Below are 17,869 nucleotides of genomic sequence, written 5' to 3'. Positions count from 1 at the left end.
ACGCAACGCGTCCGGGACGGGGAACACAGGCGGCTCAGCGTCTGGGTCCGGAGGTGCTCGTGCCAGGTCGCCTTTGACGGTGGTGGAGCATCGTCTGGAAACCCGGAGTTCCCTCGAGACCGGCGACGTTTCGCGCTCGGCCCGAGAGCGGACCACCCATGCCGACCCGATCGACGTGGTCACCGGGCAGATGATCCTGCCGATGCTCGACCTGTGTCTTCCTGGCGTGCTGGATCTGGTCCTCGACCGGACGTATCTCTCGGGCTTCACCGCGGGGCGCTGGTTCGGGCCGGGCTGGTCGAGCCCGCTGGACGACCGCCTGGAGATCGACGCAGAAGGCGTCTACGCCTCGATCGGTGAAGGGGTTCTCCTACGGTATCCGCCGGTAGAGCCGGGTGACTCGGTCCTGCCGACCAGCGGCTCGCGCAGGTGGCCGTTGTCACGCAACGACGAGGGCGAGTACCGGCTCTTGGATCCCGCGACCGGGCGTATTCGGACCTTCGCCTCAGCGGCCGGCGCCGGGGTCAACGTGCTGTTGCCCTTGGCCGCCATCACGGACTTGCACGGCAACCGCATCTCGTACAGCTATGCACCGGACGGGGCGCTCACCGGAATCTTGATGCCGGGCGATGTCGTGCTGGAGATCCAGACCCATGGAGGACGGGTCACCGGACTTGGTATCAGCGGCGAATCACCGTTGTTGGCCTACGAGTACGACAACATCGGCCAACTGACGGCCGTCGTGAACTCCAGCGGTGAGCCTTTGCGCTTCAGCTACGACGATCAGGGCCGACTGACCCGATGGACCGACCGTAACGGTGCTTGGTACGAGTACACCTACGCGTCTGATTCCCAGCAGGTCGTGGCGATGCGCGGTAGAGACGGAATGCTCTCCGGCCGAATGGACTACCACCCGGCCGAGAACTTCACCCTGGCCGAAGACTCCCTGGGCAACGTCACGCGCTACGAGTACAACCAGCTTCACCAGGTCACGGCAGTGACGGATCCGCTCGGGAACACTGTCCGCACCGAGTGGGACGAGCACGATCGCAAACTGCTCCAGACCGATGCCCTCGGGCGCAGCACCACATTCCGGTACGAAGACGATCTCCTCGTCGAAGTAGTCCGTCCAGACGGACTTTCCGCCCGATGGCAGTACACCGAGCGTGGCCGCCTGGAGCAGGCCGTCGCCCCGGACGGCGGCATTCAGCGGTTGGTCTATGACGAGCAGGGAAATCTCGCTGCCACCACTGATCAGTCGGGAGCCGTCACCCGCTTCGGATACAGCGAGAACGGTGCGCTAATCAGCATCACCGAGCCATCGGGAGCGACCACCAGATCAACTGTAGACGCTCGTGGGCTGCCTACCTCGGTCACCGATCACTCAGGCGAGACCACCAGAATTGAACGAAACGCCCTGGGGCAGGTGACAGCGTCCTTCGATCCGCTCGGCCTCCGGACCTCCTACACGTGGACACCGGAGAACAAACTCAGCCAGGTCGAAGGCCCCGACGGCTCGCTGCAGTCCTGGCAGTACGACGCCGAGGGCAACCTCCTCGAGCACACGGACACAGCCGGACGAGTGACCCGAACCGAGTACACAGGGTTCGACCTGCCCGTCGTGATGACGAACGCCGCCGGAGCGAGCGTGCGACTGGCCTACGACACCGAACTCCGGTTGAGTTCGGTCACCGACGCCCGAGGCCTGGTCTGGCAGTACGAGTACGACGCGGCCGGCCGCCTGATCCGCGAAAGCGACTACGACAACCGCAACCTGACCTATGCCTACGACGCTGCCGGACAGCTGACCCAGCGCACCAACGCCGTAGGCGAAACCATCAATTTCCAGCGCGATGCACTGGGCCGCACGGTCAGCCAGCAGACCGAGCGCGGTACTACAGTTTTCACCTACGACGTCTTCGGCAGACTCACCCGGGCCACATCGCCTGACACCGACCTGGAACTAACCCGTGACGCCCGTGGACAGATCATCGCGGAGATCCACGACGGACGAATCCTGGCCTCCCGCTACGACGCCACCGGCCACAAGGTCGAACGCAGTACCCCTACCGGCGCCCTCAGCACCTGGAGCTACGGACCACACGGCCTGGCCACCCAGCTCAACAGCTCCGGACACCACACCACCTTCCAATACGACGCCACCCGTCATGAGATTGCTCGAAACATACCTGGCGCAAACCTTTTCCAAACCTGGAGCACCCAAGGCCACCTCCAGTCCCAGCGACTTCTCACCGCTGGCTCCGCGATCCTGGCCGCTCTCCTTCCCGAGAGCACAGACAGCTCCAATGCCAGCAGCGGAGGCCGCCTCCTCCAAGAACGCCGCTATCACTACCGCCCCGGCGGCGGCCTCACCCAGATCTCCGACCTGATCCGTGGCCGCCTCGACTACGACCTCGACCCGCTCGACCAGGTCCTAGCTGTCCGCAACGGCGGCAATCTCCTCGAGCAGTACGCCTACGACCCAGCGTGCAGCCTGGCCAACGCCGGCCCCGCCAACGGCCCATGGGAGCACCAGGGCGACCGAGTCCGCCGGGCCGGCCCCTGGCGCTATAACTACGACGGTCAAGGTCGCCTGATCCGCCGACACCAGAACCTGCTCTCGGGCGGCCGCCACACGTGGACCTACGAATGGGACGCCCTCGATCATCTCCGCAAGGTGACCACCCCCGAGGGCGACACCTGGGAATACCGCTACGACGCCTTGCACCGCCGCGTCGGTAAGAAGCGCCTGCGCGACGGTGACACCGTCGAGGAGTACACCTACGCCTGGGACGGCTACGACCTCGCCGAGCAGACCCACGTCAACCACGCGGACGAAACAACCACCACCACGGTCTGGGACTGGGACCCCACCACACCCCGAGCCCTGACCCAGCGCGCCTCCACCAAAACCACAGACCGCGACGACCAGTCCTGGATCGACGCCGAGTTCTACTCGATCATCTCCGACCTCGTCGGAACACCCACCGAACTGATCTCGACCGACGGCCGCATCGCTTGGCAACGCCAGACCTCGCTATGGGGCAGCGGCCAAACGACTACGGGTGACGTCGACTGCCCGCTCGCTTTCCCCGGCCAGATCCACGATCCGGAAACCGGCCTCAACTACAACGTCCACCGCTACTACGACCCTCACCTCGGCGCCTACATCAGCCCCGACCCCCTCGGTCTACGCCCCGGACCTAACAACACCCACTACGTCACGTCACCGCTGCAGTCGATCGACCCCCTCGGCCTGATGGACTGCCGGATCCCTCTGTATCGAGGAACGACCAGATGGATCGAGCACCTAATCCACGACCAAACAGGCATGATCTTGAGCGATTCCGGGCACGAACCGCTCCTTAACGGCGATCTATCAGCCGCCTTGGCCGCTTCGGAGGCGACGCATGCACGGGCTCTCAAAGAATTCGGAACGCTGGACAACTACGTACAACAGCACTCTCTGATTGGCGACGACATGCATTCGATAATCGGAGGGCGGTCTTTGATATCGACAACGACAGATCCAACTCTAGCTGCTGGAAATTTTGCCAAGGGCACCGGGCCGGTCTTCCGTGTTACCGATGATGCCGCGGTCAGAATACCCCAAACGCTCACCACATCCACGGAGGCCGAGGTACTGATCCCACACATGTTCAAGGCTGAAAGATTGAGTCCTGATGAGCTCGAGGCTGTAATTCACGATTACAGGAAGCAAAATCCGGAGGCGCAATGAACGGCTATGAGATCAAGATCGACGGAACATCGGTCACGTATCTTCCACCTGGGGCCGAGCCAGCGGACAGTGCAAATATATATGGTCGCGAACGTTTGAGGCTCATCGACGACATGGATCCCGCCAGAACGCGTCAAGTCATTGAACACTGGCATCGTCCTATGCCGTCAATTGTGGCCCATCTGTTTTGGACTGACGATACCGATCTTGAACAGCTGGACTTGAAGGTTGCCGCTGGGCAGGTGACTGACCGCGACTTCTTTGGCGCCATACCGGTCGAGAGGATGGATATCAAGTGCAGGCGATGCGGAACTCATATTGACCTTCTGAAGTGGCAGTTGACGAACCCACTACTTAAAAGTGACTTCATAGAAAGAGATAAGCGGCAGAATTACCTAAAGGAATGCCCGCACTGCGGCAATGACATCCATGCGAAGGCTGTGTACGTCTTTTCGTGGACGCCTCCTGAAGACGGCGGGACTGTCCGGGGATCGGTGTGACGCGGTTATGAGGGCTGAGAGAACTCGCTGATGAGCGTCACGGGATCTAATGAGCGGTATGGCTAACGAGAGGATCGCTCTGGGCGGAGTCTCGATAATCTATCTTCCTCCCGGCGCTACCGTGGAGGACGGGGTACGGTTTACCGACCCCGATATGCTGGAACTGATCCATAATATGGACATCTCCCGGACCCGCCATATGGTGGCGTTTCCTCGGCCGGGATCTCTAGGCATACTTATCCACCTGTTCTGGCCAGACGGAAAGGATCTCATCGAGCTGGATGCCAGAGTAGCGGCAGGAATTGCAAGCGACGAAGACTTTATGGGTGCCATTCCTGTGGAAAGAGCGTCTATGCTATGCCAGAATTGCCTTGTCAAATTCGATCTCCTCAAATGGCAGGATGGCAACTCCATTTTCAGAACAGAATCCTTGGAATGGATCGCGGGTCAAGAGGGGGGAGATTCTTGCCCCAACTGCGGCCATAGACTTGGCATGCGGACCGTGCATATTTTTTTCTGGGCATCCCGCGACCTGAGCCTAGTACCGTCTCCCTGATAGGTATTGAGTCAATGTCGAGAAAATCATGACAGAATTTGGTGCGATGCTCGCATCGTGGCTTGAACAAAAGACCAATGATCTAGCTACACGAGGGCTTGAAGCTGAGCTGGAGTACGACAAGCAAGCCGAGGTAAGGCGGTCATCGTGGGTCGCCATAGACAGCCCTATCCGCTCAGCCAGACTTATTGTCTGGGAATCCGGGGAAGTTTTTGTACAGGTCGGCAGTTATGAGGCAGGTGAAATGCTTCTGGAACGCCACTCGAGAGCTTCCAGCGCGGATGAGGTTCTGACGCTGCTCGACGGTCTTGTCCTGGAATTTTTGTAACTGGATAGGTCATGGCGGCACAGTTGGCTTGCTGGCCGGTTTGTGTCTTATTTCGGAGGTTCGAGAGTGTGAGCCATCCCGAGCAGCGGTTCGTGGCGCAGCGTAGTCGCAGGAGTGATTGACCGTAGGCACAAGGTGATGCTCTGGAGGGGATAGCGCAGCGCCGTGACGGGTGGCACGCAACTTCGGTAGGACAGAAGTTCTCACACTGAGTTCATTACTGAGCTTCTCTCGGACGGTCTTGAGAAGACTAAGCAGCGATGAGGCTGGTCCCGAGGGGTGGGCCAGGTTGTTGTGGGCGGCGCGATAAAACGACCGCCCGGGTTCCCGTAACCACGTGATCTGCCTCAGGTGGAGGATTTGATCGTCTGGCGACTGAACCAGCGCAAGGTCTCGATCGCGGCCGGTAGCCGGTTCTGCTCGATCTCGATCAGCATGGTCATGTGCAGGCCTGCGAGCAGAGCCAGGAAGTCCTGGATGATCACGTCGGGGTCGCGAGTGAGGGTGTGGCCCTCTTCGACCAGGAGATCGAGCCAGCGGCGCACTGTTTCGCCGGACTGGCGGCGCGCGGCTTGAAGTAGCACGCGGGCGCCTTCGTTGGCGTCCGGCCCGACCGCGTGGCGGTGCACCTCGAACCAGCCGAACAGTTCCAGGCGTACGTCCTGCGTGCCGGGGAGGAACTGGATCAGGCATTCGTGAAGGCGTTCAACTGGAGGACGCGTCTGGTCGGCGATGTCGAGGTCGCTCAGGGCGCGCATCACGAACCTTGAGCTGAGGGCCTCGTACAGCAGTGCCTGAGTGGGGAAGTAGTGGCGCAGGGTGGTCGGGCCGATTCCGGCGGCCGCCGCGACCGAGCGCACGCTGAGCGCGCCGAATCCTTCTGTGGTGGCGACTTGCAGGGCCGCGTCGATGATCAGCTCGCGTCGATCCATGGAGGAGAACCTACCAGTACGCCGTACTGGTACGGTGTGCCGGTACGCCGTACTAATGCTCCTTCGGAAGGCGCTGGTCCCCATGCTCGACACCCCGGTTCGCCCGTCTACTTCCCTGCGTCCTGGCTGGACGGAGATTGCGGCCTGCTTCGTAGGCTTCATGGTGGCCATGGTCGCCGGTGGCCTCTGGCTCGTCTCGATTCCCGCTGACCAGCAGGTCTATGCCGGTATCGCGGCCTTCGTGGTCTCCGGCGCGGTCGGCCTGGCCGGGTTCGCGGCCGCGTTCGTAATCCGGATCCGTAACCTGGCGGCCTTCGGTTTCCGCCGGGTGAGCCGGAAGTGGCTGGCCATCGGTGTCGGCGCGGGCGTGCTGGCGTACCTGCTGAACGTGGTGGTTGCGGTGGCCTACGACGCGATCTTCGGTAACGACACGCCGCAGGCCGGCTACCAGGCCGCAGCCAACGGCGGTGCGCTCGCTCTGATCGTCACTCTGCTGGCCGGTGCGGTGCTGACCCCGTTCGGAGAGGAACTCATGTTCCGCGGCGTGATCGCCAACGCCCTGAACCGCTACGGCGCCGCGATCAGTGTGCTGGTCAGTTCCGGGCTCTTCGCGCTGGCCCACGGAATCAACATCATCCTGCCGGTGGCCTTCGTGGTCGGCGTGATCAGCGCGATCCTGTTCCGCAAGACCGCCTCGATCTGGCCCAGCTTCCTGGTGCACGCGGTCTACAACGGCATTACGAGCATCATGTTCGTGGTGCTGCTGGGGTAGTGCGGCTCAGGCCAGCTTGAGCGTGGTCACGCAGGTCGGATCCTGGCTGCCGGTAGACACTTTCCCGCTGGCGCTGAGCCCGTCGTGCTCCACCTCGATGGTGCCCGCGAGATCCCGGGGCAACCAGATGCCGGCGAACCCGTTGTCCCCAGTTCGCGCGTTCTGATCGACCAGAGGCCGGCTTTCGCCGTCCGCGACGACGCGAACGGTGATGTCCTCGTTGCGCAGCTCGCCCTTGCAGGTGGTGAGGCTGTGGTTGAAGCACTCGTGCGTCTCCTCGGCGTAGGGCGCCAACGAGAGGTAGAACTCGGTCTCCGGCATCGGCAGGGACGTTTCGTTGCCGTCCTGGTCAGAGAGCTTGAGGACGTCGGTGCCCACCGACGCTCGCAGGTCACCGGGACGTTCGTTGAGAGTTTGCGACTCCAGGCGCTCGATCACCGCGCGAGCATCCAGCCCGGACAGGCCGTGCTCGGCCAGCAACTGCCCCTCGGCCGAAGGGCTCCCAGCCTGAGCACAGCCCGCCAGCAGCAACACACCAAGGACCATCCGGACACCGGACCTGGGTACCTGTCGCATGACCTTCTCACTCCCGCAGTGGCCGATTCGAAGCAAGCCCGACGTTAGGGAAGCCCTCGGTGACTACAGCACCGGCGACGGTCCTGCGGGAGGCGGACGGACGTCCTCAATCAGTCTTTGATCTTGAACAGTTCAGCGGCGCGATCCTGCACGGCAGCGCTCGCCTTGCGCGTGCTGCCGGCGTCGAAGGGCGGCTGCGGGTCGTACTCCACCATCAGCTGCATGGCCTGGGCGGTCACCGAGTCGGTGAGCAACTCGGCCAGGTGAAGGGCCATATCGATCCCGGACGACACCCCGGCCGACGTGATGATGCGCTGCTTGAGATGTATGACGACCCGCTCCTCGGTGGGGATCGCGCCGAGAGCGGCCAGTCGGTCCACGAGCGTGTAGTGGGTGGTGGCGAGCATCCCAGGCAGCAGACCGGCGGCTGCCAGGAGGAGGGAACCGCTGCATACCGAAGTGGTGAAACGGCTCGTGGAGTGGGTGGTTCGGACCCAGTTGAGGGCCGCTTCGTCCTCCAGAAGATCGACGATACCGATCCCGCCAGGAATGATCACAACGTCGGGAGCAGTGACCTCGTCGAACGTCTTGTCCACGATCAGCCCGAGCTCGCCGTTGTCGGTCCTGACCTCTCCCCGCTGATGGCCCACGAAGGTGACGGTGGTCTCGGGAAGCCGCTGCAGGGTCTCGTACGGACCGATCGCGTCGAGCGCGGTGACCCGGGGGAAGAGGGCGACAGCAATGTTCATGGCGGAGGCTCCAGAAGTGGTGCAGATGAGAACGGCAGGAACGCCGTGCCCACGATCCTGAAGGCTGATACGCACCGGTGGAAGCAGCAGAAGTGCCAGACAACGCAAGGATCCCGCAGCCCGGTCAACCGCGTTTGATACAAGTATCCGGTGACGCCCAAGGCCCGGAATCCCTTCCCTGGAGACGTACGCCGGGTGGCGCTGCTCCTGGACAAGAACTCGAACCCGTTCGAAGTCGGCTGTGCCTGCGAGATCTTCGGGCCTCGCCCGTACCCGGAACTGGAACGGGACCTGTACCGGCTCACCGTGGTCGCGGCGGACGATTCGGTGACCATGCGCGACGGCCTCTTCCAGATTCGGGCCCCAGGCCGCCTGGTCGACATCGACAGCGCCGACACCATCATCGTCCCGAACCGGCCTGAAACAGGAACCGCCTCGAACCCGGCCATTCTCCAGGCAATTCGGCGCGCCCACGCTCGCGGCGCACGTCTGGTGGGGCTGTGCAGCGGTGCTTTCGTACTGGCCGAGGCAGGCGTGCTGGAAGGACGAAAGGTCGCGGTCCACTGGCAACTGGTCGACGAGCTGCGAAATCAGTATCCGGCAGTGCACGTGGCGCCCGATGTTCTCTTCGTGGACGAGGGCGACGTACTGACCTCAGCCGGTGGAGCGGCATCCTTCGACCTGGCCCTGCACATCGTCCGGACCGACCACGGGGCGGAGATCGCCAGCCACGTTGGCCGACGCCTGGTGTTCGCGTCCTTCCGGGACGGTGCGCAGCAGCAGGTGGTCCAGCACGTGATGCCAGAGCCGACGGAAAGCCCGCTCGCTCCCGTTCTCCAGTGGGCCAACGAACGCCTGCCGCTCAAACTCACCGTTGAGGCGATGGCCAGACAAGGCCAGATGAGCCCGCGAGCCCTCCACCGCAGATTCCGCGACGAGATCGGCAGCACCCCCATGGCCTGGGTGACAGCGCAGCGGGTTGCCCTGGCCTGCCGGCTGATCGAGCAGAGCGATCTGAGCATGAACCTTGTCGCCCGCAAGGCAGGCCTGGGCACCGACGCCAACCTTCGCCTTCTCTTCCAGAAACATGTGGGCGTAGCGCCCTCGGAGTACCGGAAACGCTTCGCCCCGGACACCACCCCGCGCCTCCTGCCCGCCGAGTAGTAGACCGCTACCCTTCAGACACCAGCCTCGGCCGCCACGGTGCCGCCGTCGGATCCTCGGCGTGCTGAGCGGCCTGGACCAGCACGGCGGCCAGCTCACGGGCCTGGGCCGGCGTCAGCTCGAACGTCTCGCCCAGCGTGATCCGCGGAGCGCTGGCCCGCCTGGTCACCGGCTCCACGAGCAGGTCGAAGTCTTCGCGCTGGGCCACCCGCACCCGCACGATGTCGTTACCCACTCCACGCACCAATCCGATCTGACGCTCGTGATCGATGGCCTCCTCGTCCACGATCGAGGTCCGCTCCCAGTGATGCCCAGCCGGATGCCGCTTTTCACGCATCGATGTCACCCTCCCCACGGATCGCGCTGAGCAGGATCTCGGCCCGCCCGTGCTCGTCCTCCTGCATCACCCCGTCCCAGTCCAGGTCGTCGAGGTACTCCTGCCAGTCGTGAGGTTCGGCCGCGTTGAACACGTTGCGCCCCTCGGCGTCCTGCACCTCACGCAGCCAAAACCCGTAAAACCCCTGGTCGCTGGACTCGAACGTCGCTCGGATACCGGTGGGGAAGCGTTCGCGGATGGATTGCAACGCCAGATGAAAGTTCGCCTCGTCGATGGTGCGCTTATCCGCCACCCCGGCAAGATTCGCCGCCCGTAGGACCATTTCTCTCTACCCCCGAAAAAGTGTGGAGCCGGGCCCTCCGCCGGAGCGGAGGGATTTCTCGTGACGGAGGGCCCGGCGTCTGGAGGGTGCACGCGATGTCCCGAAACCCCCGTCCCTGGAGGACGATCCGAGCATGCACCCAGCGGTGTGACTGTTCGCGCCCACCGCCAGGACCATGATTAGTCATCCTCCGAAGAATGTGCAAGATTCTAATTATCCGCGGCGGACAAGCTCTTTCACGGCGCACGAAGTCGTTCAGTTCGGGCGGGCAGAGTCTTCTATTTCGGGTGTACGATCCGTTCAGTACCGAGGGGGATGAGGTGCAGACGACTGAGATCACGGGGTCCACGGTTCCGCGGCGTCAGCTGGGCAGGTACATGCGCGATCTGCGGGGGCGGGCGCGGATGACGGTGCGGGCGGCTGCGCAGGAGCTGGAGTGGTCCGAGGGGAAGATCTGGCGGATCGAGACGGGGCAGTCGTCGATGCGCAGCCACGATGCCGAGCTGATGTGCCGGGTGTATGGGGCTGACCTGGAGATCATGGGCGCGCTGAAAGCGCTGGCCAGGGAAACTCGTTCGAGCGGATGGTGGCACAGCTACGGTGACATCATTCCGGAGTTCCTCGACCTGTACATCGGTCTGGAAGAAGTCGCGAGTAGCTTCTGCTGGTACGAAACGCATCTCGTCCCGGGCCTTCTGCAGACCGAGGCCTATGCGCGTGCGCTCATCGAGAACGCCAACCCCGGTGTCGAGGCTGACGAGATCGAACGGCTGGTCAGCATCCGCACCGGTCGAGGAAGTCTTCTCACCCGTCCGACCGCGCGTCCGGACTTCCGAGCCGTAGTCGGAGAGACCGCGCTGCGTTCCCCTTACGGTGGCGCGGCGGTGATGGTCCAGCAGCTGGAGCACCTCTCGCGGATGAGCGAACACGACCACGTGCAGGTGCGGGTGATGCCGTTCGCGGCAGAGCTGCACAGTGGAGTCCACTCCGGACCGTTCATCGCAATGCGGTTTCCGGTGAACGCGAGCGGGCGGGAGAGCGAGCCGCCGACCATCTACGTGGAGTCGTTCACCGGCGCGCTCTACCTGGACCGCCCCGCCGAGGTGGAACGCTATGACGAGGCCTGGCAGGACATCTGGGAGAAAGCCCTGGATGGGACAGCATCGGTCGATCTCATCGAGACAGTAAGAAGGGAGCTCGAAACATGAAAAACCGCATTAAAGGCGTTGCCTGGCGCAAGAGCAGCAAGAGCAATGGGCAAGGGGCGTGCGTCGAAGTGGCGTTCTTGGCGGATGGTGACGTGGCGCTGAGGGAGAGCGACATCCCTGAATCTGTGGTGATCACGAGCGGTCGAAACTGGGATGCCTTCCTGGCCGGTGTCCGGAACAACGAGTTCGACAGGCCCGTTGGGTTGGCGGTTTCGACGCCTCTTTCCCCGACCGTGCACAGGGACGGGGCGGGCGAGACAGAGGTAGATGCAAATGGTCCCACTTAGGACTGCAGGCCGTTGCCGCACTCTGAAGGCTGTAGATGCACTGCGGCCAGAGAAAGATCGAGCTGGCAGAGAGAACAGCTGATTTCGACAGGCTAGTTCGAAGAGATCGCATACCTGACGGACCTGTGCCAGGGCACACCGGTCGATCACGGGGGAACGCGTAGAGCCGGAGCTAGATGGGGTTCGTGTCGCTCTGGCCCGTAGCGGTCACGGATCTCACCCGGACAATCTAGGATGTCTGGATGCCTTCGCCGCCGATCCCCAGCTCGCTGGGCGTCACCTCGAGGATGCGACGCCAGGCGCGCCAAGACACCACCCCGGAACTGGAGCTTCGGCGGCTTCTGCACGCGAAGGGCCTTCGCTATCGAGTCGGGATGAAGGTCCCAGGTATGCCTCGACGCACGATTGACATTGCCTTTACTGCGGTGTCTGTGGCGGTTTTCGTGGATGGATGCTTCTGGCATGGATGCCCGGAGCACGCCACCTGGCCGACCGCGAACTCTGAGTGGTGGCGTTCGAAGATAATGAGAAACCAGGCACGGGACACGGAAACCACCAACCATCTGATGGCGAACGGCTGGTTCGTCCACAGGATGTGGGAGCACGAGTCATTCGTTGCCACGGCGGACATCGTGTTCGAGATCGTGGCTCAGCGACGCTGAACTACAGCAGGACGAGAACAGCCTCATTCTGGTCCCGAGCTGGTTCGGCGCTCATCGCAGCATGCGGATGGTCCTCGGAACGCTGGACCGGAAGAAGGCATCAGACGGCAAGAGCGTCCTGCTGCATCTCGAAGTCGCAATAGTGATGCGGGCCCCGCCAGAGCTTGAGCGAGCGGGACTGCCCCCAAGCCGGTTGACTCACGGGTTGGGTGATCAGGCAGCCAGTGTATGGCCGAGAACGGTCTCGTACTCGATCGGGGTCAGCCGGCCGAGGGCGGCCTGCCGTCGTCGGCGGTGGTAGGTCCGTTCGATCCAGGTGATCATGGCCAGGCGTAGCTCCTGGCGAGTCTTCCAGATCCGGCGGTCCAGGACGGTCAAGCCCATGGAGGTGGTGTAACGGTCGTGTCGCGTGATTCTTCTTGGCTGGTCAGGCGGTGATTGCCTGGATGTCGGGGGTGTCCTCCTTCGTGGTGTTGGCGGTGCGGGCCTGGGCGAGGATTTCGGTGCCGAGGTAGCGGCGTCCTTCGATCCATTCGTCGTGTTGTTCGGCCAGGACGGCGCCGACCAGGCGGATCAGGGCGGCGCGGTTGGGGAAGATCCCGACGACGTCGGTGCGGCGCCGGATCTCCCGGTTGAGGCGTTCCTGCGGGTTGTTCGACCAGATTTGCCGCCAGAGAGACTTCGGGAACGCGGTGAAGGACAGGATCTCGTTGCGGGCGTTCTCGAGGTGCTCGGCGACGGTGGGGAGTTTCTCGTCCAGGGCTTCGATGACCCGGTCGAACTGGGCATGGACCGAGGTGGCGTCGGGTTGGTCGAAGACCGAGTGAAGCAGCGTTTTCACCCACGGCCAGCTGCTTTTCGGGGTCGCCGACATGAGGTTCGCCGCGTAGTGGGTGCGGCAACGCTGCCACGACGTTCCGGGCAGGGTCGCGCCGATCGCGGCAACCAGGCCGTGGTGGGCGTCGCTGGTGACGAGCTTGACCCCGGAAAGGCCCCGGGCGCTCAGGTCCCGGAAGAATGCCAGCCAGCCCGCGCCGTCCTCGGTGGATGTTACTCGTAGGCCGAGGATTTCGCGGTGGCCGTCCCGGTTGACCCCGACCGCGACCAGGGCGTGGACGTTCGCCACGCGTCCGTCCTCGCGGACCTTCAGCACGAGCGCGTCGGCGGCCACGAACGTGTACGGGCCGGCGTTCAGAGGCCGGGTCCGGAACGCCTCGACCTGACCGTCGAGGTCGGCGGCCATCGCCGAGACCTGGGACTTCGACAGGCGGGTGATCCCGAGGGACTCCACCAGTTTCTCCATCCGCCGCGTGCTCACGCCGAGCAGGTAGCAGGTGGCCACGACCGAGGTCAGGGCCGCTTCGGCCCGCTTGCGACGCTCCAGGAGCCAGTCCGGGAAGTATGTTCCAGTACGGACTTTCGGGATCGCGACGTCGAGCGTTCCGACGCGGGTGTCGAAGTCCCGGTGACGGTATCCGTTGCGGGAATTCACCCGCTCCGAGGAGGGAATGCCGTAGCCGGCGCCGCACAGGGCATCGACCTCGGCACCCATCAGTGTCGTGATGAACGCGCTCAGCATCTGCCGTAGCAGATCCGGCGAGGCAGACTCGAGCTGGTCATTGAGGAACTGGGCAGGGTCGATCTGGGTACTCTGGTTCTTGGCCATCGCGTGGTCTCCTACGAGCAGATTTGGTAGGTCTCTCGAAGATTCACGCGATGGCCGCCCTACGTCCGGGTACGCCACGGTCCCCGGATCAGGTGACCCTCGTGATCGTTACACCACTCTCGTGGACTCCACTTCCAGGACGTTCTTCTGCAGCAGGGCGAAGAAAGATTCCATGGCCGCGTTATCGCCGCAGGCACCGACTCTGCCCATCGATCCGCGCAGGTCCGCGTCCTTGAGGGCCTTGACGAACTTCCGGGAACGGAACTGACTACCCCTGTCCGAGTGGACTATCGTCTTGGACGGGTTTCTCAGGGAGACAGCGTTTTTGAGGGCTCTGACGGCTAGTGACGCCTTCATGCGGGAGTCGATGGAGTAGCCCACGATCCGGTTGGAGAAGACGTCCTTGATGGCGCACAAGTAGAGCTTGCCTTCGCTCGTGGCATGTTCGGTGATGTCCGTGAGCCAGACCTGGTCGGGTCGATCGGCGGTGAAGTTCCGTCGCACGAGATCGTCGTGGACGGGCGGGCCCGCCTTGCGGTTCAGGCCGCGTTTCTTCGAGAACACCGACCAAATCTCTTGGGCGGAGCAGAGTCTGGCGACGCGGTTCGGGCTGGCCTTCCAGCCGGCGTCTGCGAGTTCGTCAGCGATGAACCGGTAGCCGAACTCGGGGTCGTCGTGGTGGACGTCGAGGGCGGCGTTGATCAGGTGGGCTTGGTCCCAGTCTCGCTGAGAGATGGGGTTCTTCAGCCACTTGTAGTACGTCTGTTTGGAGAAGCCCAGCACCCGGCAGATCACCGCGACAGGAATCGGATTATTCTTGTCAGCGGCCAGTTCACGGACCAGCGGGTACATCATTTTGGGAGGACGCCCTGGGCCAGGTAGGCGGCCGCCTTTCTGAGGATCTCGTTCTCCTGCTCCAGCAGCCGGTTGCGCTTGCGTAGTTCCTTCATCGACTCGGACTCGCCAGACCCGCTCGCCCCGGGTTGAGGGCTGTCCTGCGCATCGGCGGCCTTCAGCCAGCGGTGCAGCGTAGACGCCGAGACACCGAAGTCCTTGGCGACCTGCTCGATCGTGTCATCGCCCTTACGGGTAACCGCGATCACGTCGCGGCGGAACTCCTCGGGGAACGGTTTGGGCACGTTGACATCCTCTCAGCAAAGACCGTAGTCCTTGACAGTCAGGAGTCAACCAAGCTGGGGGCAGTCCCAGCTGGCATCATTTCATGCATGACTGCCATCTCGCGTACTGGACAGCGAGCGCTGCTCACTGCTGCTCAAATTCGACGCCAACGAAATCGTTTCAAGAAGCATGTAAAGCCTTCCGAGGCAATGTCTAGTAATTCACGTCCACCAGAGGAGTATCGGCAGCTGCCGTCCGAGGAGCTCGCAGGCTTCGTCTCCTGGTTCATGGCTCAAGAATCCGTTCGGGAGCGTTTTCGTTGGGTACTTCGGGACTCTTTGGACGAGCTCCTTGACGGGCAGCGGACCGGCCGATGGAGTTATGGGCATCTGACCAAGACGGAGAAATCGCATCTAGGAACCACCGTAGAAGTTAATCTCACCAAAGAGTTTGCAATTGTTGACGGTAGCGATTTGGACTGGAAAGTTCAAGGTAAAGAGCTGGACTGTAAATTCTCCAAAGATTTCGGAGGGTGGGAAATTCCTATGGAGATGTACAAGTGCGAGGCTCATGCAGAACGTTCGGGTAAGCAAGACTATCCAGCTCTCCTTGTATGGATGTCGGACGACTCCTCCGAGTGGGCGGTAGGGCTGATAAGCGTTACGGACGAGCGCCTAAGGTGGAAGAAGAAAAAGCAAGGCGAAGAGCCGGCGCGTGCCTACAACAGGGACAACAAGCGAAAAATTGATCCGAGAGCTTACAAAGATATCTACTGGTTCTGGGGTGGAATTCAGAACGACCTACCGGTCAATACTCTGCTAAACATGGACGAAATAACGCGAAGCAGAATATTCTCTGACGAAACTTCTGGGCAGCGGCGGGTGAACGAACTGTTCGTCTGTATGCAAGGGGAAATTATTCGCCGGCCGGTTGTCCTCACGGTAGGGCAGCAGGATGATGCTCCAAAACGGGCGCGCGATGCACGTGACCAACTTCGGGACAGAGGTTATCTCATTCTTGGACATCAAGAAGTCGATCCTATAATTGCTCTGCGTCTCGGGTTGCCGCAGTGCGCTAAAGGTGAGTGGTTGGCGGTTCGCCTCGCCCCCGTTGAGGAGAATGACGGGCGGCGCAAGACGCTCATGGGGAAAAAATTCTGGGCCATCGCAGAAGAACATGAACCCGAGACGGCAATTCCCAAGCTCCCGCGAGGGAAACAAGCGCGGTTCGACTTCTTGAACGTCACACCGGAAGAAATCCGGTTCCGTGGTACGGGGGAAGTCGAGAATGAGGAGCTTGCTTCTTGGGCAGGTAGCGAGTCGATGGCCCAAATGGTCTTGGCGGTTGATCAGGTGGACCTCGACCGGGATTAGACGATCGTCGGCGTGATGTTCAACGTGATCTGATCAGTGTGGCTGAGGAATTTGGCGACAATGGTGCTGGCCTCGACCCGCGCCAGAAGCGTGAAGGGTACGTTGTGATGTGGGCCAGAACACATGGGAGGATGAATGTGGACTCTGAAGATTGAGCTGAGCACGGGCAGGATGCGGTCTTGTCCGTTGTCGCACGCTGACAGGGGCGTGAACCGACCAGTGACTCGCCCCGCACGGACACAGACGCGAACATGCGTTCGAGGGCCCTTCCGGGGCAGATACCATCCTTCCTCATGGGATCCGATCTATCGCCGACCGACGAGCAGGGCTCGATCCAGATGGTCGACCTGTTCGCCGGCCCTGGTGGTCTCGACGTCGCCGCGACCTGGCTCGGCCTGAGGGCTTCCGGGGTCGAGTGGGACAGGAATGCACGCACAACGCGGGCTGCTGCAGGTTTGATCACAGCCCCTGAGGGCGACGTGCGCGACAACAAGCCGTCAGATTTTCCTGAGGCTTCGATCCTCGTTGGTGGACCTCCCTGCCAGACTTTTACCGTCGCCGGCTCGGGCGCCGGACGCCGTGCTCTAACCACTGTCCTCGATCTGGTCCGTCGCTTAGGCGATAACGAAGACATAACTGAGACCGTCGATCAGCTTGACGACGAACGCACCGGTCTCGTTCTCCAGCCTTTGCATTGGGCCTTAGAAGCTCAGAAGAACGGTGCCGCCTACAAGACGATCGTGCTCGAGCAGGTACCTGCGGTGCTACCTGTTTGGCAGGGCGTGGGCGAGGTGCTGAAGAAAAAAGGATATGGGGTCGCGACAGGGCTTCTGAAGACGGAGCAGTTCGGCGTTCCACAGACTCGTCGACGTGCAATCTTGATTGCGCGTCTAGGTGAGGAGGAGGTATTCCTCCCAAGTCCTACGCACCGTCACTACAATAAGGGAATGGTCAGATCATCTGGAGATTCTCGGTTGAAAGAATGGGCCACGATGGGCGAAGCTCTGGATCCGTGGCGTTCGCCTTTTACTGTTGTTTCCAATTACGGAACGGGTGGCGATCCGAAGGCTCGTGGACGCCGATCTCACGCTGAACCGGCTTTCACCGTGACTGGAAAAGTGAGCCGAAATCTTCTGGACGACATCGTCCCAGTCTTCAAAGATCGGTTCACCTTGGAGGAAGCAGGTCGCCTGCAGACATTCCCGGCGTTCTACCCATGGTCCGGCATGGACAAGGCACAGCAGATCGGCAATGCTATTCCACCTCGATTGGCGGCCCACGTGCTGGCAGCTGCTCTGGGGATTGATATTAACTTGACGCAACTGGATCTGGCTGTGAAGTCGGCCTGGGACGAATCTCGACTCATCAATATTGTGGACGGCTCCGATTAGTTTGACCGAAGCAGGGGGCTGAAGGCGAGTCGGGGTGACCTGAGAGCCTCCGGTGATCGCGAATATGACCCTCTCGAGCACGACTCGATGTTCTCCGGCAAAGTAGAGGTTCAACTTCGCTGATCGTGCGCTGGTGGTTCGGTTTGGGGCCGAACCATCATGTTGGGTGGTCCGCAAGTTGTACGGTC

General features: G+C 62.2%; 17 protein-coding genes and 2 pseudogenes. 11 read left to right on the top strand and 8 right to left on the bottom strand.

All coding sequences use genetic code 11. The features are described 5' to 3' along the window. Nucleotides 1-79: 79 nt before the first annotated feature. From LR394_RS39840 to LR394_RS39825, 4 genes are all read left to right on the top strand, one after another. Complete coding sequence (locus LR394_RS39840; RefSeq protein WP_231449917.1) at nt 80-3,739, top strand: RHS repeat-associated core domain-containing protein; 3,660 nt, start codon at nt 80-82, stop codon at nt 3,737-3,739. Next, on the top strand, nt 3,736-4,239 hold the full coding sequence (locus LR394_RS39835) for a hypothetical protein (RefSeq protein ID WP_231449916.1): 504 nt from the start codon (nt 3,736-3,738) through the stop codon (nt 4,237-4,239). Before LR394_RS39840 ends, LR394_RS39835 begins: the two co-directional genes overlap by 4 nt. A 154-nt stretch (nt 4,240-4,393) precedes the next feature. Beyond that, complete coding sequence (locus tag LR394_RS39830) at nt 4,394-4,795, top strand: hypothetical protein (RefSeq protein ID WP_231449915.1); 402 nt, start codon at nt 4,394-4,396, stop codon at nt 4,793-4,795. A 28-nt stretch (nt 4,796-4,823) separates the two neighbouring features. Continuing rightward, nucleotides 4,824-5,123, top strand: coding sequence for an immunity protein TriTu family protein (locus LR394_RS39825; protein WP_231449914.1), 300 nt, complete (start codon nt 4,824-4,826; stop codon nt 5,121-5,123). Nucleotides 5,124-5,470: 347 nt separating this feature from the next. On the opposite strand, the gene LR394_RS39820 is transcribed toward LR394_RS39825, so the two are convergent. Next, nucleotides 5,471-6,055 carry a TetR/AcrR family transcriptional regulator gene (locus LR394_RS39820; RefSeq protein WP_231449913.1) on the bottom strand — a complete coding sequence of 195 codons (585 nt, stop codon included), beginning with the start codon at nt 6,053-6,055 and terminating at the stop codon, nt 5,471-5,473. Nucleotides 6,056-6,215: 160 nt separating this feature from the next. On the opposite strand from LR394_RS39820, the gene LR394_RS39815 reads away from it, so the two are divergent. After that, entirely contained in the window at nt 6,216-6,827 is a 612-nt protein-coding gene (locus tag LR394_RS39815; protein ID WP_231449912.1) for a CPBP family intramembrane glutamic endopeptidase, read from the top strand. Nucleotides 6,828-6,833: 6 nt separating this feature from the next. On the opposite strand, the gene LR394_RS39810 is transcribed toward LR394_RS39815, so the two are convergent. Beyond that, the gene (locus LR394_RS39810; RefSeq protein ID WP_231449911.1) at nt 6,834-7,373 is read right to left on the bottom strand and encodes a CueP family metal-binding protein; all 540 of its coding nucleotides are present in this window, start codon (nt 7,371-7,373) and stop codon (nt 6,834-6,836) included. Nucleotides 7,374-7,513: 140 nt separating this feature from the next. After that, nucleotides 7,514-8,152, bottom strand: coding sequence for a DJ-1/PfpI family protein (locus LR394_RS39805; RefSeq protein WP_231449910.1), 639 nt, complete (start codon nt 8,150-8,152; stop codon nt 7,514-7,516). A 150-nt stretch (nt 8,153-8,302) separates the two neighbouring features. Here LR394_RS39805 and LR394_RS39800 point away from each other — a divergent pair, with 150 nt between their 5' ends. Then, nucleotides 8,303-9,316: a GlxA family transcriptional regulator gene (locus LR394_RS39800; protein ID WP_231449909.1), complete on the top strand. Its 1,014-nt coding sequence runs from the start codon at nt 8,303-8,305 to the stop codon at nt 9,314-9,316. Nucleotides 9,317-9,323: 7 nt separating this feature from the next. Here the strand turns inward: LR394_RS39800 and LR394_RS39795 are convergent, their stop codons facing one another. Both LR394_RS39795 and LR394_RS39790 read right to left on the bottom strand, forming a co-directional pair. After that, complete coding sequence (locus LR394_RS39795) at nt 9,324-9,653, bottom strand: hypothetical protein (RefSeq protein ID WP_231449908.1); 330 nt, start codon at nt 9,651-9,653, stop codon at nt 9,324-9,326. Beyond that, complete coding sequence (locus LR394_RS39790; RefSeq protein ID WP_231449907.1) at nt 9,646-9,945, bottom strand: hypothetical protein; 300 nt, start codon at nt 9,943-9,945, stop codon at nt 9,646-9,648. Before LR394_RS39790 ends, LR394_RS39795 begins: the two co-directional genes overlap by 8 nt. A 317-nt stretch (nt 9,946-10,262) precedes the next feature. Between LR394_RS39790 and LR394_RS39785 the strand changes: the two genes are divergently transcribed. From LR394_RS39785 to LR394_RS39775, 3 genes are all read left to right on the top strand, one after another. Then, nucleotides 10,263-11,183: a helix-turn-helix domain-containing protein gene (locus LR394_RS39785; RefSeq protein ID WP_407937211.1), complete on the top strand. Its 921-nt coding sequence runs from the start codon at nt 10,263-10,265 to the stop codon at nt 11,181-11,183. Beyond that, nucleotides 11,180-11,470 (top strand): DUF397 domain-containing protein, encoded by a 291-nt coding sequence (locus LR394_RS39780; RefSeq protein WP_231449905.1) that lies wholly within the window; start codon nt 11,180-11,182, stop codon nt 11,468-11,470. Before LR394_RS39785 ends, LR394_RS39780 begins: the two co-directional genes overlap by 4 nt. Nucleotides 11,471-11,712: 242 nt before the next feature. Continuing rightward, on the top strand, nt 11,713-12,132 hold the full coding sequence (locus LR394_RS39775) for a very short patch repair endonuclease (RefSeq protein ID WP_231449904.1): 420 nt from the start codon (nt 11,713-11,715) through the stop codon (nt 12,130-12,132). Between the two features lie 213 nt (nt 12,133-12,345). Here LR394_RS39775 and LR394_RS39770 read toward each other — a convergent pair. The 3 genes and pseudogenes from LR394_RS39770 to LR394_RS39760 all read right to left on the bottom strand — a co-directional run. Then, a pseudogene (locus LR394_RS39770) lies at nt 12,346-12,504 on the bottom strand (IS3 family transposase); the annotation flags it as partial. Between the two features lie 55 nt (nt 12,505-12,559). Next, complete coding sequence (locus LR394_RS39765) at nt 12,560-13,798, bottom strand: IS256 family transposase (RefSeq protein WP_231449903.1); 1,239 nt, start codon at nt 13,796-13,798, stop codon at nt 12,560-12,562. A gap of 132 nt (nt 13,799-13,930) precedes the next feature. Continuing rightward, nucleotides 13,931-14,937: pseudogene (locus LR394_RS39760) on the bottom strand (IS3 family transposase); the annotation flags it as partial. 87 nt (nt 14,938-15,024) lie between these two features. Here LR394_RS39760 and LR394_RS39755 point away from each other — a divergent pair. Together LR394_RS39755 and LR394_RS39750 are read left to right on the top strand one after the other, a co-directional pair. Then, nucleotides 15,025-16,290, top strand: coding sequence for a NaeI family type II restriction endonuclease (locus tag LR394_RS39755; RefSeq protein ID WP_231449902.1), 1,266 nt, complete (start codon nt 15,025-15,027; stop codon nt 16,288-16,290). A gap of 293 nt (nt 16,291-16,583) precedes the next feature. Further along, complete coding sequence (locus LR394_RS39750) at nt 16,584-17,681, top strand: DNA cytosine methyltransferase (RefSeq protein ID WP_231449901.1); 1,098 nt, start codon at nt 16,584-16,586, stop codon at nt 17,679-17,681. Nucleotides 17,682-17,869: the final 188 nt, after the last annotated feature.

The organism is Kineosporia babensis, assembly GCF_021129305.1.
Classification (GTDB): Bacteria; Actinomycetota; Actinomycetes; order Actinomycetales; family Kineosporiaceae; genus Kineosporia; species Kineosporia babensis.
This window is presented reverse-complemented; position numbering and strand designations above follow the sequence as displayed.

Coding starts and splice junctions, on each gene's coding strand:
- LR394_RS39835 (WP_231449916.1), top strand. CDS start 3,736: ATGAACGGCTATGAGATCAAGATCGACGGAACATCGGTCACGTATCTT.
- LR394_RS39830 (WP_231449915.1), top strand. CDS start 4,394: ATGCTGGAACTGATCCATAATATGGACATCTCCCGGACCCGCCATATG.
- LR394_RS39825 (WP_231449914.1), top strand. CDS start 4,824: ATGACAGAATTTGGTGCGATGCTCGCATCGTGGCTTGAACAAAAGACC.
- LR394_RS39820 (WP_231449913.1), bottom strand. CDS start 6,055: ATGGATCGACGCGAGCTGATCATCGACGCGGCCCTGCAAGTCGCCACC.
- LR394_RS39815 (WP_231449912.1), top strand. CDS start 6,216: ATGGTGGCCATGGTCGCCGGTGGCCTCTGGCTCGTCTCGATTCCCGCT.
- LR394_RS39810 (WP_231449911.1), bottom strand. CDS start 7,373: ATGGTCCTTGGTGTGTTGCTGCTGGCGGGCTGTGCTCAGGCTGGGAGC.
- LR394_RS39805 (WP_231449910.1), bottom strand. CDS start 8,152: ATGAACATTGCTGTCGCCCTCTTCCCCCGGGTCACCGCGCTCGACGCG.
- LR394_RS39795 (WP_231449908.1), bottom strand. CDS start 9,653: ATGCGTGAAAAGCGGCATCCGGCTGGGCATCACTGGGAGCGGACCTCG.
- LR394_RS39780 (WP_231449905.1), top strand. CDS start 11,180: ATGAAAAACCGCATTAAAGGCGTTGCCTGGCGCAAGAGCAGCAAGAGC.
- LR394_RS39775 (WP_231449904.1), top strand. CDS start 11,713: ATGCCTTCGCCGCCGATCCCCAGCTCGCTGGGCGTCACCTCGAGGATG.
- LR394_RS39765 (WP_231449903.1), bottom strand. CDS start 13,798: ATGGCCAAGAACCAGAGTACCCAGATCGACCCTGCCCAGTTCCTCAAT.
- LR394_RS39755 (WP_231449902.1), top strand. CDS start 15,025: ATGACTGCCATCTCGCGTACTGGACAGCGAGCGCTGCTCACTGCTGCT.
- LR394_RS39750 (WP_231449901.1), top strand. CDS start 16,584: ATGGGATCCGATCTATCGCCGACCGACGAGCAGGGCTCGATCCAGATG.